The organism is Brevundimonas sp. GW460-12-10-14-LB2 (genome assembly GCF_001636925.1).
Classification (GTDB): Bacteria; Pseudomonadota; Alphaproteobacteria; order Caulobacterales; family Caulobacteraceae; genus Brevundimonas; species Brevundimonas vesicularis.
Map to the genome: position 1 here is coordinate 921,373 of NZ_CP015511.1, position 13,033 is coordinate 934,405.

The window sequence follows — 13,033 nt, forward strand, 5'->3', positions numbered from 1 at the left end:
GCGATGACCGACCGTCTCGTTCGATCTCTGGGTGCGCTGGTCGCAGCCTGGGCAGGCATCGCGCCGATGACGCAGGCGCAGGAAACGCAGACGGCCGTCACGGCGGTTGTCGATCCTGCGCCCGCGCCAGCCGATTGCCCGGACTTCGTGCCGCAGCAGACGCGGTGCTGGTCGGGCAGGGCGGTTAAAGGCGGCTATTATTGGATCGCCGTGCCTCAGGACTGGAATGGCGCCCTGATCGTTCACGCGCATGGCGGACCCCGCACCAGCGCACCAGAACCAAACGATCCGCTGGAGGACATGGAGCGGTTCTCCATGACGGTGAAGGAAGGTTTCGCCTGGGCGGGCTCGACCTATCGCCGTGGCGGCTATGGCGTACGGATGGCGGCGGAAGATACGGACGATCTGCGCCAGATTTTCTGGAATGCCTTCGGCAAGCCACGTCGAACTCTGGTGCATGGCCAGTCCTGGGGCGGCAACGTCGCGGCCAAGACGGCTGAGCTCTACGCCCGCGATGCCGAGGGACAGGTCATGTGGGACGGCGTCGTCCTGACCAACGGCGTAATCGGCGGCGGGACTCGCACCTACCGCTTTCGCGCCGATTTGAGAGCGGTTTATCAGTTCTACTGCAACAACCATCCGCTTCCGAACGAGCCCCGGTATCCGCTTTGGCAGGGGCTGCCGCTAGAAAGCGATCTAAACCGGGCGCAGTTGGCGGAGCGGGTCAAAATCTGCACGGGCGTGGGCCTGCCGCTTGCTGAGAGGTCGGCTGAGCAGAAGCGCAATCTGGCGAATATCCTGGCCGTGACGGGCGTGAACGAGGAACAGTTGGTTCCGCATCTAGCCTGGGCGACCTTCCTGTTCCGCGACATGGTTTTGCGCCGTCTTGACGGGCTGAACCCCTTCGACAACAGCCGTACGGTCTATCAGGGTTCGCACGACGACGAGGCGTTGAACGCTGGCGTTCAGCGTTTCGCGGCCGATCCGATGGGTGTGGCGCGCTTGGCCTACGACGCCGATCTCAGCGGTCTGATCGTGGCGCCGACGCTGACGATCCACGCCAAGAACGATGCGACAGCCTTCGTCTCCAACGACGCGCTTTACAGGGAGACGGTCGCCGCGGCGGGACGATCGGACCTATTGGTCCAGACGTTCACAGACGAGTCCGAACATAGCCGCCTATCGCCGCCAGAGTACGTCGGTCTTTTCCAGGCGATGATGCGCTGGCTGGACGAGGGCGTGAAGCCGACGCCCGCTGACGTTGCCAGGCTGTGTCAGGTGGCGGCTCCACGCTACGAGGACGGCTGTCATTTCGACACCACCTTCAAGCCGTCGACGGACAGCCGCGCCAACTGAAGCTGCCGCTGCACTTCACAACGATCCGCCCCAAACGCAACACGGCCCGCAGGCGACTGCGGGCCGTGTCTTTCTGTGGGCGACCTAAACGATCAGGCCGTCTTGGCGCGGTCTTTATCTGAGGAGCTGCGGGCCAGTTCGCGATTTAGCCACAGTGCCACGAGGGTGCAGATGGCGCCCGACAGCAGATAGGCGCCGGCGGCGATCAGGCCGAATTGGCTGGAGATCCACAGGGCCGCGAGGGGCGCAAAGCCCGCGCCGAACAGCCAGGCCAGGTCCGAGGTCAGGGCGGAGGAGGTATAGCGGTTGGTCAGGCTGAAGCTGGACGCCACGGGGCCAGAGGCTTGCCCGAACGACAGGCCCAGCAGGATGAAGCCGGAGATCATGAAGGTCAGCTCGCCGACCGGGCCGCCGTTCAGCAGTTGCGGCGCAAAGCCCGAGAAGGCGGCGATGCCGGCGGCTGTGATCGCCAGCAAGGTGCGGCGGCCGTAGCGGTCGGCCAGAATGCCCGAGGCAAGGATGGCCAGCAGACCGAAGACCGCGCCCACCATCTCGATCAGCAGGAAGCGCACCGGCGTTTCCTTTGTGAACAGGAACACCCAAGACAGCGGGAAGACGGTGACCATGTGGAACATGGCGAAGCTGGCCAGCGGGGCGAAGGCGCCGATGGCGATCTTCGGGCCTTCGTCGCGCAGCGCCTGAGTGATCGGCGTGGGCTGAAGCTCGCGCGTCTCAAACAGCTTCTGGAAGGCCGGCGTCACCACGATGCGCAGGCGCGCGAACAGGGCCACGACGTTGATCGCAAAGGCCACGAAGAACGGATAGCGCCAGCCCCAGTCCAGGAAATCGGGCGCCGACAGCGTGTTCAGGAAGAAGGCGAACAGGGCGGAGGCCACCAGCAGGCCGATGGGCGCGCCGAGTTGCGGGATCATGGCGTACCAGCCGCGCTTCTTCTCCGGTGCGTTCAGCGCGAGCAGCGAGGCCAGACCGTCCCAGGTGCCTCCCAAGGCGACGCCCTGGCCGATACGGGTCAGGGCCAGCAGCACCGGCGCCCACATGCCAATGCTCTCATAGCCGGGGATGAAGGCGACCGACACGGTGGATGTGCCCAGCAGCAGCAGGGCGGTCGTCAGCTTGGCGCCGCGCCCGAACTTGCGGTCGATGGCGATGAACAGGACGGTCCCCAGCGGCCGAGCCAGGAAAGCCAGGGCGAAGACGGCGAAGGAGAGCAGGGTGCCGCCCACCGCGCCCGCATAGGGGAAGATCAACTGCGGGAAAACGACCACCGAAGCGATGGCGTAAACAAAGAAGTCGAAAAACTCGGAAGTTCGGCCGATAATGACGCCGATGGCGATCTCGCCGGCGTCAACCTTGCCATGGCCCGTGTGAAGGGCGGCGGCGTCGCGTTCCAGCGACTCTGACGAAGGGGTCGTCGAGGCGGACATGGGCTTGGTCGCTCCGTGTGAGACTGAATTATCGGCCGTACGGCAGGTCGCCGCATTATGACCGGGCGCCCTTTGCGATGAAAGCGGCCTCGTGAGGATAGGACATATTGCCCAATGTCGTTCCTGATTGAAGCTGAGTATCCCGCCGCCTACGAACGCCAACCGTCGCGGCGCCTCCCCCTCGCCCGACGCTTTTCGATTGGATCCGCCTTGCGCCGTCTGCGCCTTCTTTTGCTCGCGCCCATCGTGGCCCTGCTGTCGGCCTGCAACCTGGTCGTCCTCAACCCTGCCGGCGACGTCGCGTCCCAGCAGGGCGATCTGCTGATGATCTCGACCCTGCTGATGCTGATCATCATCGTGCCAGTGATGGGTCTGATCGTCTTCTTCGCCTGGAAGTATCGGGCGTCGAACAAGGAGGCCGAGGCCGACTACCGTCCCGATTGGGACCACTCCACGTCACTGGAGTTGGTCATCTGGGCCGCGCCGCTGATGATCATCATCTGCCTGGGCGCCCTGACCTGGGCCGGCACCCACCTGCTGGACCCGTATCGTCCGATCGACCGGATCAAGCCGGGCCAAGCCGTCGAGGAGAGCGTCGAGCCGTTGCAGGTCAATGTCGTCGCGCTCGACTGGAAGTGGATGTTCATTTACCCGCAGTACGGCGTCGCCACCGTCAATGAGCTGGCCGCGCCGGTTGACCGTCCGATCCGTTTCCACATCACCTCGTCCTCGGTGATGAACAGCTTCTACATTCCCGCCCTGGCCGGTCAGATCTACGCCATGCCGGGCATGGAAACGAAGCTGCACGCCGTTATCAACCGTCCGGGCGAATACGAAGGCTTCTCGGCCAACTATTCCGGCGACGGCTTCTCGCACATGCGCTTCGCCTTCCACGGTCTGGATCAGTCCGGGTTCGACCAATGGATCGCCGGCGTGCGCCAGGACGGCCAGACGCTGGACCGCGATCGCTATCTGGAGCTGGAAAAGCCCAGCGAGAAGGTGCCGGTCATGCGCTTCGGCGCCGTGGATGGCGCGCTGTGGGACGCGATCCTCAACATGTGCGTCGAGCCGGGCAAGATGTGCATGGGCGAGATGATGGCCATCGACAAGCAGGGCGGCCTGTCCATGGCGTCGGTGCGCAACACCATGCCGCTGGTCTATGACAAATACGCCGGTCGCGGAAAATCGCCCGCCTACTTCGGCTCCAACGACAGCTACGTCATGACGATCTGCACCCCGCTGCAGGCCGAGGCCGCCGCCGCCGACCGCATGCGCCGCGCCGAGCTAGATACGGTCGCCGGACCGACCAGCTTGGAGCGCCTGACCGGGCAGGGGTTGTCGCCCGGTCAGACTCCGATGGCCTCGCTGACGACGCTGGCCCGCAATCCCTTCGCCACGGGGCCGGTTCCGACCGACGTCCGTTCCGCCCCCAACGCCTGAGCGAACACAGTCGATGAACGCTGATCAACTCATTCCGCTAATCTTCGGGCGCCTCACGCTTGAGGCTCTGCCGTTGCACGAGCCGATCCTGGTCGTGACCATGTCGGTCGTGCTGCTGGGCGGTCTCGCCCTGTTTGGCGCCCTGACCTATTTCAAGCTGTGGGGCTATCTCTGGAAGGAGTGGTTCACCACCGTGGACCACAAGAAGATCGGGATCATGTACATGATCCTGGGTCTGATCATGTTCGTGCGCGGCTTCGCCGACGCCATAATGATGCGCCTGCAACAGGCGATGGCCTTCGGCGGGTCCGAGGGTTACCTGAACGCGCACCACTATGACCAGATCTTCACCGCCCACGGCGTGATCATGATCTTCTTCGTGGCCATGCCGCTGGTGACGGGCATCATGAACTATGTCGTGCCGCTGCAGATCGGCGCGCGCGACGTGTCCTTCCCCTTCCTGAACAACTTCAGCTTCTGGATGACCACGGCCGGCGCCATCATCGTCATGGCCTCGCTGTTCGTGGGCGAGTTCGCGCGCACCGGCTGGCTGGCCTATCCGCCGCTGTCGGGCATCGGTTACAGTCCCGGCGTCGGCGTCGACTATTACATATGGGCGCTGCAGATCGCGGGGGTGGGGACGACACTGTCCGGCATCAACCTGATCGCGACCATCGTGAAGATGCGCGCGCCCGGCATGGGCATGATGAAGATGCCGGTCTTCACCTGGACCTCGCTGTGCACCAACGTACTGATCGTGGCGTCCTTCCCGGTCCTGACCGCCGTCCTGGCCCTGCTGACGCTGGACCGTTACGTCGGCACCAACTTCTTCACGAACGACTTCGGCGGCAACCCGATGATGTACGTGAATCTGATCTGGATCTGGGGTCACCCCGAGGTCTACATCCTGATCCTGCCGCTGTTCGGCGTCTTCTCGGAGATCGCCTCGACCTTTTCGGGCAAGAAGTTGTTCGGCTATACCTCCATGGTCTACGCCACGGTCGTCATCACGATCCTGTCCTACCTGGTCTGGCTGCACCACTTCTTCACCATGGGCTCGGGAGCCTCGGTGAACAGCTTCTTCGGCATCACGACGATGATCATCTCGATCCCGACGGGCGCGAAGATCTTCAACTGGCTGTTCACGATGTACCGCGGGCGCATCCGGTTCGAGCTGCCGATGATGTGGCTGGTCGCCTTCATGCTGACCTTCGTGATCGGCGGGATGACGGGCGTGCTGCTGGCGGTGCCGCCGGCCGACTTCGTGCTGCACAACTCGCTATTCCTGGTGGCCCACTTCCACAACGTCATTATCGGCGGCGTGCTGTTTGGCCTCTTCGCGGCGATCAACTTCTGGTGGCCCAAAGCCTTCGGCTTCAAGCTCGACAAGAAGTGGGGTCTGATCAGCTTCTGGTGCTGGGTGCCCGGCTTCTGGCTGGCCTTCCTGCCGCTGTACGTGCTGGGTCTGATGGGCGTGACGCGCCGGATGCGGGTGTTCGACGATCCCTCGCTTCAGATCTGGTTCGTCATCGCCGCCATCGGCGCCGGCGTCATCGCCCTGGGCATCGCGGCCATGTTCATCCAGTTCGCCGTGTCGATCATCAACCGCGACAAGCTGCGCGACACAACGGGCGACCCGTGGGGCGGCCGCACGCTGGAGTGGGCGACCTCGTCGCCGCCGCCGGCCTACAACTTCGCCGCCACGCCGTACGTCCATGACGCCGACGCCTGGTGGGACATGAAGAAGCAGGGCTATCAGCGTCCGCTGAACGGCTACAAGGCGATCCACATGCCCTCGAACACCGGGGCGGGGATCATCATCTCGGGCCTGTGCCTGGTGATGGGGCTGGCCTTGATCTGGTACATCTGGTGGCTGGCCGCCATCAGCTTCATCGGGGTGCTGGCCGTCTCGATCGGCCATACCTTCAACTACAAGCGCGACTATTACATCCCCGAGGATGAGGTCCGCGCGACAGAAGAGGCGCGCACCCGCGCCCTGGCCGGAACGGAGGCCTGATCATGAGCGCGACTGCGACCGAGATCGACCGGACCGTCTTCCACCTGGAAGAGGAGCCGCACCACGAGGAAGGCTCCAGCACCATGCTGGGCTTCTGGCTCTATCTGATGAGCGACTGCCTCATCTTTGCGATGCTGTTCGCCGTGTTCGGCGTGCTGGGCGGCAACTACGCCGCCGGGCCGGGGCCCAAGGAACTGTTCGACCTGGAACTGGTGGCGATCAACACCGCCATGCTGCTGTTCTCGTCGATCACCTATGGCTTCGCCATGCTGGCGATGGATCGAAACAACCAGCGTCAGACGCTCGTTTGGCTGGCGATCACCGGCCTGTTCGGCCTGGCGTTCCTGGGGATCGAACTCTACGAGTTCGCGCACCTGATCCATGAGGGCGCGACGCCGCAACGCAGCGCCTTCCTGTCGGCCTTCTTCACCCTGGTGGGCACCCACGGCCTGCACGTCACCTTCGGCATCATCTGGCTGGTGACGCTGATGGTTCAAGTCAGCATGAAGGGCCTGATCCCCGCCAACAAACGCCGACTGATGTGCCTGTCCATGTTCTGGCACTTCCTGGACGTCATCTGGATCGGCGTCTTCACCTTCGTCTATCTGCTGGGCATGCTGCGATGAGCGCCGACATGAACGACCATTCGCCGGAGTCTCACGAGACCGACCACCTGGGTCACGAGGGGCACAATCACGGCTCCTTCAAGAGCTACATGATCGGCTTCGTGCTGTCAGTGATCCTGACGGCCATCCCGTTCGCCCTGGTCATGACCGGCGTCCTGCCGACCCAGGCGACGGCCCTGATCGTTATGGGCTTCGCCGTGGTGCAGATCGTGGTGCACATGATCTACTTCCTGCACATGAACTCCAAGTCCGAGGGCGGCTGGATCATGCTGGCGCTGATCTTCACGATCATCGTGGTGGTCATCGCCCTGTCGGGTTCGCTGTGGGTCATGTACCACCTGAACACCAATATGATGCCCATGACGCACGACATGGCTCAGATGGGCGGCTGAGGTCGAGATCACGAACCCGTCCTCAGTGCCGGCCGGCGGCAAGGCCAGACGTTCGCTATCCTTCCGCATGGCGGTCGTGGTCGCGGGCCTGGCGCTGTTCGTCGGCTTTCTGGCGCTGGGCGGGTGGCAGGTTCAGCGCCTGGCCTGGAAGACCAATCTGATCGCCCAGGTCGATGCTCGCGTTCACGCGGCCGCCGTCCCATCGCCTGGCCCGACCCAATGGGCCGGCGTGACGCGCGACAAGGATCAGTACCGCCGTGTCGTTGTTCGCGGTCGATTCCTGCACGACAAGGAAACCCTGGTTCAGGCGGTGACCGACGCCGGCGGCGGCTTCTGGGTCGTGACGCCTCTGGTCGACGACCGGGGCTTCACCGTCCTGATCAATCGAGGCTTTGTGCCCGCTGGCCGACGCGATCCGGCCGTTCGCGCCGATGGTCAGGTCGGGGGGGCGCAGAAGGTGACCGGACTGCTCCGGATCACCGAGCCCAAGGGCGGCTTCCTGCGCGCCAATGATCCCGCCGGTGATCGCTGGCGGTCGCGCGACGTCGCGGCGATCGCTGCGCGGCGCGGCCTGACGACCGTCGCGCCCTATTTCATTGATGCGGACGCCAGTCCGAACCCGGGCGGATGGCCGCGCGGAGGGCTGACGGTGATCCGGTTCGCCAACAGCCATCTGGTCTATGCCCTGACCTGGTTCGGCATGGCGCTGCTGACCTTGGTCGGTCTGTGGCTGTTCCTGCGCGACGGCAGGCGCAACCGGTCGTGACGACGACAACTGTACAAAGGCTGCTGGGCCTGGGGCTCAGAGGTGGTGTCGCGACCCACGGCGGGGCCAACCGCCGCAACATGCTGCTGCTGATCCAGTTGCGCTGGCTGGCGGTCGCCGGGCAGGTGGCGACGATCCTGCTGGTCCAGTACGTGATGCGGATCCCGCTGCCGGTGCTGTGGCTGTTGGCGGCGCCGGCGGGTCTGGTGCTGGTCAATCTGGTCAGCGCGCCGTTGACCGTGCGCACGCAGGAGGTCGAGGATCAGGCGCTGATGATCGCCCTCCTGGCGGATGTGGCGGCCCTGACCTGGCTGCTGTTCCTAACCGGGGGCGCGGCCAATCCGTTCGTGGCGCTGTATCTGCTGCAAGTCGTTCTTGGGGCCGTGCTGCTGGCGCCGGTCTATGCTTGGGCGCTGATCGCCATCACCAGCCTGTGTTTCGCCGGGCTGGGCCTGCATTCGCGGCCGTTGAACCTGCCGCCGGCGCGCGAGGATTCGCTGCTCAGCCTTTATCTTCAGGGCAGTCTGATCTGTTTCGTGCTGATGGCCGTGCTGTTGGTGCTGTTCGTCACCCGGATCAGCCAGAACCTGCGCGAGCGCGACGCCTCCATGGCCGCCCTGCGACAGCAGACGGCCGAGCATGATCATATCGTCCGCATGGGCCTGCTGGCGTCGGGCGCAGCGCATGAGCTGGGAACACCATTGGCTTCGCTGTCGGTGATCCTCAGCGACTGGAAGCGGATGCCGGCCCTGACCCGGGACGCCGACCTGGCCCAGGACATGACGGTGATGCGGGCCGAGGTCGAACGCTGCAAGGCCATCGTCACCGGCATCCTGATGTCGGCCGGCGAGGCGAGGGGACAGGCGCCCGAGCGCACGACCTTGCGCGCCTTTGTCGCCGATGTGGTGGCCAGTTGGAGCGGCGACGGTGTGGCGGTGCAGATCCGCGACGAACTGGCCCAGAACCCGTCCATCATCGCCGACCCGGCCCTGCGTCAGGTGCTGGGCGTGCTGTTCGACAATGCGGTCGAGGCCGGAGCGAGCCGCATCACCGTGACCACGACGCGCACGGACGAAGATTTCGGCATTGTGGTCCGCGACGACGGACCGGGCTTTCCGCCGGCGATCCTTCAGGCCTGGGGCAAGCCCTACAACTCGACCAAGCCCAGGCCCGGCGCCGGTCTTGGGCTCTTTCTACTTATGAATGTGATCCGGTCGCTGGGCGGAAGGGTAGAAGCCTCCAATCCCCCGGCGGGCGGCGCAGAAGTGCGTCTCACCCTGCCGCTTTCGGCGTTGGCCCCGACACACGAGATCGCGCATGACCGATGACGCCAGATTGCTGCTGATCGTCGAGGACGACGAGTCGTTTTCGACCACCCTGCGACGCTCGTTCGAACGGCGTGGCTATATGGTCGTCAGCGCCGCCAGTCCCGACCAGATGACCGAGGTGCTGAAGACGCATCGCCCCGGCTATGCGGTCGTCGATCTGAAGCTGGGCGGGCATTCCGGCCTGACCTGCGTCGAGGCTCTTCACGCCTTCGACCCCGAGATGAATATCGTCGTCCTGACTGGCTTCGCCAGCATCGCCACGGCGGTCGAGGCGATCAAGCTGGGCGCCCGGCACTATCTGGCCAAGCCCGCCAGCACCGATGACATCGAAACCGCGTTCGGCCGGGCGGACGGCGACGCCGAGACGCCGCTGGGCACGCGCCCCACTTCGATCAAAACGCTGGAGTGGGAGCGGATCCACGAGACGCTGGTGGAGACCGACTTCAACATCTCCGAGGCGGCGCGGCGGTTGGGCATGCACCGCCGCACCCTGGCCCGGAAGCTGGAAAAGCGCCGCGTCACCTAGTCCAGTTCGGCCGCGATCTGGTCGGCCAGCGCCCGCAAGGTCGCCGTATCCGCCATCGGCGCATGGCCGTGACCCTTCATCTCACGATCGGCCCAGCGCGGCACGATGTGGAAATGCAGATGGAAGACCGTCTGTCCGCCCGCCTCGCCGTTGAACTGCAGGATCGACAGGCCTTCAGGCTTCAGCGCTTTCTCGACCGCCTTGGCCGTGCGTTGCAGGGCGGCGGTCATGCGGGCCAGCACCTCGGGCTCGATCTCCAGCAGATTACGCGCCTGGGAGTGTTTGGCGATGATCAGGACGTGGCCTTCCGACTGGGGAAACACGTCCATGAAGGCCAGGACGTGGTCGTCCTCCCACACCTTCACCGACGGAATGTCGCCGCGCAGGATCTTGGCGAAGATGTTGTTGGTGTCATAGGCGCCGTGCAGGCTCATGAGCGGTCTCCGTGCGGTTCGAACCTTCGATAGCAGCGCTGTCCACGGAGGGGGAGCCTTCGCCCACGCCATGCATTATGGTCACGCTTGAACGTAACGAGGCACGTCATGATCCGTTTCATCATCCAGGCGCTGGTCACTATGGCGGGCCTGTGGCTGTCCGCCCAGGTCGTGCCGGGCGTGGACTTCACCAGCACGGGGTCGCTCATCGCCGCCGCCATCATTCTGGGCCTGGTCAACGCCTTTGTGCGGCCGATCCTGGTCGTGCTGACCTTCCCGATTACCGTCGTGACCCTTGGACTGTTCCTGCTGGTCGTGAACGCCGCAATGATCGGGCTGACCTCCATCTTGCTGGACGGCTTCCGCGTCGACGGCCTGTGGGCCGGCATCGGTGCGGCCATCGTGACCGGCGTCGTCAGCTGGATCGCCGGCGCCTTCATCGGCGGGGAAGAGGGGCTGGGTTAACTTCTCCAACAGCTCGACATGGTGATGCAAGCCCGAGAAGATTCAAAACCTCAGTTCGGCCGGTCTGGGCTTGCTTCCTGACGCCCGCGGAAAAGCATATCTGTCGTCGCGCGGGCCCTTTGTTCGATAAGTCGCTGACGGTCGGGATCGGGGTGGGGCTCCTGCGTGGTCGCCCAGCGTGCTCCGGCCGGCGCCGCCAAATCACGGCATACGCTCAGCGCAAGGCCCCGCTGGTAGGCGTTTGCATTACGCTTTCGGCGATCGGCTTCCCCAGTGACACTGGCCGTTTCGACGGGCGTGAACGTATTTGACTTCCATTGCGCCGGCGGGACCGGCACAGGGCGACCGTTCTCGATAATCCGGATGGAACTGGGCTCTTCCCAGATCGTGTAGGCCGCAAATGGCTCGATCGTGTCCACATGCTGCACAAGACCACAAATAACCCGTCCGCCGTTTCGAACGTCACGAGCAGTGTGCTCGAGGATGACTGCGGAAGGTCGCTTTTCGAAGACTGTCTGAAGGATGGCCTCGTCCGATGGTCGGGGCGGACGAGCGGTCTCCGTAGCCGAAGCCTGGCTAGCCATGATCACGATAGACATCGCCGCCAGAAACATAGGCTTACCCCACCTTCACCCGCGTCGCCGCCTCGGGCAGATCCTCGCCGAAGGCGCGCTGGTAGAACTCAGCGATGGTCGGGCGTTCCAGCTCGTCGCACTTGTTCAGGAAGGTCAGGCGGAAGCTGAGGCCTAGGTCGTCGTTGAAGATCTGGGCGTTCTGGGCCCAGGTGATGACGGTGCGGGGCGACATGACAGTCGAGATGTCGCCGTTCATGAAGGCGTTGCGGGTCATGTCGGCGACGCGGACCATGGCGGCGATCCGGCGGCGGCCTTCGGCGTCCTTCCACTCGGGCACCTTGGCGGCGACGATCTCGGCCTCCACGTCGTGATCGAGATAGTTCAGCGTGGTGACGATGTTCCAGCGGTCCAGTTGGGCCTGATTGATCTGTTGCGCGCCGTGATACAGGCCCGTGGTGTCGCCCAGCCCGATGGTGTTGGTCGTGGCGAACAGGCGGAAATGGCGGTTCGGGCGAATGACGCGGTTCTGGTCCAGCAGGGTCAGGCGACCCTGGGCCTCCAGCACGCGCTGGATCACGAACATCACGTCGGGCCGGCCGGCGTCATATTCGTCGAAGACCAGGGCGATGGGGCGTTGCAGCGACCAGGGCAGGATGCCCTCGCGGAACTCGGTGATCTGCTTGCCGTCCTTCAGGACGATGGCGTCCTTGCCGATCAGGTCGATCCGGCTGACGTGGCTGTCCAGGTTCACCCGCACCAGGGGCCAGTTCAGGCGGGCGGCGACCTGTTCGATGTGAGTCGACTTGCCGGTGCCGTGATAGCCCTGGACCATGACGCGGCGGTCGAAGGCGAAGCCGGCGCAGATGGCGATCGTCGTCTGGGGATCGAACCGATAGGCCTCGTCGATCTCGGGCACATGGCTGTCGCGCTCGTCGAAGGCGGGCACGGTCATGTCGCTGTCCACGCCGAAGGCTTCGCGCAGGGTCACGCGGCGATGCGGTTCGAGCGTCAGCAGGGGATCGGGGGAGGCGTCGAGCGGGGAGGTCATGGACCTCATCTAGAGGCGCGGCGCGCGCGGCTCAACACGCGCGCGGCCCTCGGCGTCGGTTATTTCGCGCTCAGGCGAACATCGACGTTATTGCGGGTGGCGTTGGAGTAGGGGCAGACCTGGTGCGCCTTCTCGATCAGGTCGTCGATGACGGCCTGGTCCAGGCCGTGGTCGGTCACGGTCAGGTCGACAGCCAGGTTGAAGCCTTCACCCTTGAGGTTCTTGCCGAAGCCGACGCCGGCGGTGACCTTGGTGTCGGGGCTGACGGGCGTGCCGGCCTTGCCGCTGACCAGACGCAGGGCGCCGAGGTAGCAGGCGGCGTATCCGGTCGCGAAGAGCTGCTCCGGGTTGGTGCCGTCGCCGCCCTTGCCGCCCATCTCGGTCGGCGTCGACAGTTTGACGTCGATCTTGCCGTCGTCGGTGGCCGAACGGCCGTCTTCACGGCCTCCGCCAGACGCCGTCGACTGGGCGCGATACAGAACTTCCATGGCAGGCTCCTTGGGTTGGGATGCTTGAGATGGGAGCCTAACGGCGGACGGGAAGGGGGCGTTGCATCGCAGCTCTAGCCATCGACCGGCGACGCGGGCTAAAGCACCTGCTGGGGCGCGTCGTCGG

At 64.7% G+C, this 13,033-nt stretch carries 13 protein-coding genes; 9 read left to right on the forward strand and 4 right to left on the reverse strand.

Annotated features, from left to right (window positions below; translation table 11 throughout):
* Positions 1-3: 3 nt before the first annotated feature.
* Complete coding sequence (locus A4249_RS04435; protein WP_066551335.1) at positions 4-1,356, forward strand: hypothetical protein; 1,353 nt, start codon at positions 4-6, stop codon at positions 1,354-1,356.
* A gap of 92 nt (positions 1,357-1,448) precedes the next feature.
* Here A4249_RS04435 and A4249_RS04440 read toward each other — a convergent pair whose 3' ends face one another.
* Positions 1,449-2,801, reverse strand: coding sequence for an MFS transporter (locus A4249_RS04440; protein ID WP_066551337.1), 1,353 nt, complete (start codon positions 2,799-2,801; stop codon positions 1,449-1,451).
* Between the two features lie 210 nt (positions 2,802-3,011).
* On the opposite strand from A4249_RS04440, the gene cyoA reads away from it, so the two are divergent.
* The 7 genes from cyoA (at position 3,012) to A4249_RS04475 (ending at position 9,896) form a co-directional block, all read left to right on the forward strand.
* On the forward strand, positions 3,012-4,241 hold the full coding sequence (gene cyoA, locus A4249_RS04445; RefSeq protein ID WP_066554781.1) for a ubiquinol oxidase subunit II: 1,230 nt from the start codon (positions 3,012-3,014) through the stop codon (positions 4,239-4,241).
* A gap of 13 nt (positions 4,242-4,254) precedes the next feature.
* Entirely contained in the window at positions 4,255-6,258 is a 2,004-nt protein-coding gene (gene cyoB, locus A4249_RS04450) for a cytochrome o ubiquinol oxidase subunit I (RefSeq protein ID WP_066551339.1), read from the forward strand.
* Positions 6,259-6,260: 2 nt separating this feature from the next.
* Positions 6,261-6,884 carry a cytochrome o ubiquinol oxidase subunit III gene (cyoC, locus tag A4249_RS04455; protein ID WP_039248366.1) on the forward strand — a complete coding sequence of 208 codons (624 nt, stop codon included), beginning with the start codon at positions 6,261-6,263 and terminating at the stop codon, positions 6,882-6,884.
* Complete coding sequence (cyoD, locus tag A4249_RS04460) at positions 6,881-7,276, forward strand: cytochrome o ubiquinol oxidase subunit IV (RefSeq protein ID WP_082465001.1); 396 nt, start codon at positions 6,881-6,883, stop codon at positions 7,274-7,276. Before cyoC ends, cyoD begins: the two co-directional genes overlap by 4 nt.
* Positions 7,277-7,343: 67 nt before the next feature.
* Positions 7,344-8,042, forward strand: coding sequence for an SURF1 family protein (locus A4249_RS04465; protein WP_066554785.1), 699 nt, complete (start codon positions 7,344-7,346; stop codon positions 8,040-8,042).
* Positions 8,039-9,370: an ATP-binding protein gene (locus A4249_RS04470; RefSeq protein ID WP_082854052.1), complete on the forward strand. Its 1,332-nt coding sequence runs from the start codon at positions 8,039-8,041 to the stop codon at positions 9,368-9,370. The genes A4249_RS04465 and A4249_RS04470 overlap by 4 nt, the downstream gene beginning before the upstream one ends.
* Positions 9,360-9,896, forward strand: coding sequence for a response regulator transcription factor (locus tag A4249_RS04475; protein ID WP_055804853.1), 537 nt, complete (start codon positions 9,360-9,362; stop codon positions 9,894-9,896). Before A4249_RS04470 ends, A4249_RS04475 begins: the two co-directional genes overlap by 11 nt.
* Here the strand turns inward: A4249_RS04475 and A4249_RS04480 are convergent.
* Positions 9,893-10,330 carry an HIT family protein gene (locus A4249_RS04480; RefSeq protein ID WP_066551341.1) on the reverse strand — a complete coding sequence of 146 codons (438 nt, stop codon included), beginning with the start codon at positions 10,328-10,330 and terminating at the stop codon, positions 9,893-9,895. The genes A4249_RS04475 and A4249_RS04480 overlap by 4 nt on opposite strands.
* A 108-nt stretch (positions 10,331-10,438) precedes the next feature.
* Between A4249_RS04480 and A4249_RS04485 the strand changes: the two genes are divergently transcribed.
* Positions 10,439-10,795, forward strand: a complete 357-nt coding sequence (locus tag A4249_RS04485; RefSeq protein ID WP_066551343.1) for a phage holin family protein — start codon at positions 10,439-10,441, stop codon at positions 10,793-10,795.
* Between the two features lie 618 nt (positions 10,796-11,413).
* Here the strand turns inward: A4249_RS04485 and cobS are convergent.
* Together cobS and A4249_RS04495 are read right to left on the reverse strand one after the other, a co-directional pair.
* Positions 11,414-12,418 carry a cobaltochelatase subunit CobS gene (gene cobS / locus A4249_RS04490; protein ID WP_066551345.1) on the reverse strand — a complete coding sequence of 335 codons (1,005 nt, stop codon included), beginning with the start codon at positions 12,416-12,418 and terminating at the stop codon, positions 11,414-11,416.
* Positions 12,419-12,477: 59 nt separating this feature from the next.
* Positions 12,478-12,906: an organic hydroperoxide resistance protein gene (locus tag A4249_RS04495; RefSeq protein WP_066551347.1), complete on the reverse strand. Its 429-nt coding sequence runs from the start codon at positions 12,904-12,906 to the stop codon at positions 12,478-12,480.
* Positions 12,907-13,033 lie beyond the last annotated feature (127 nt).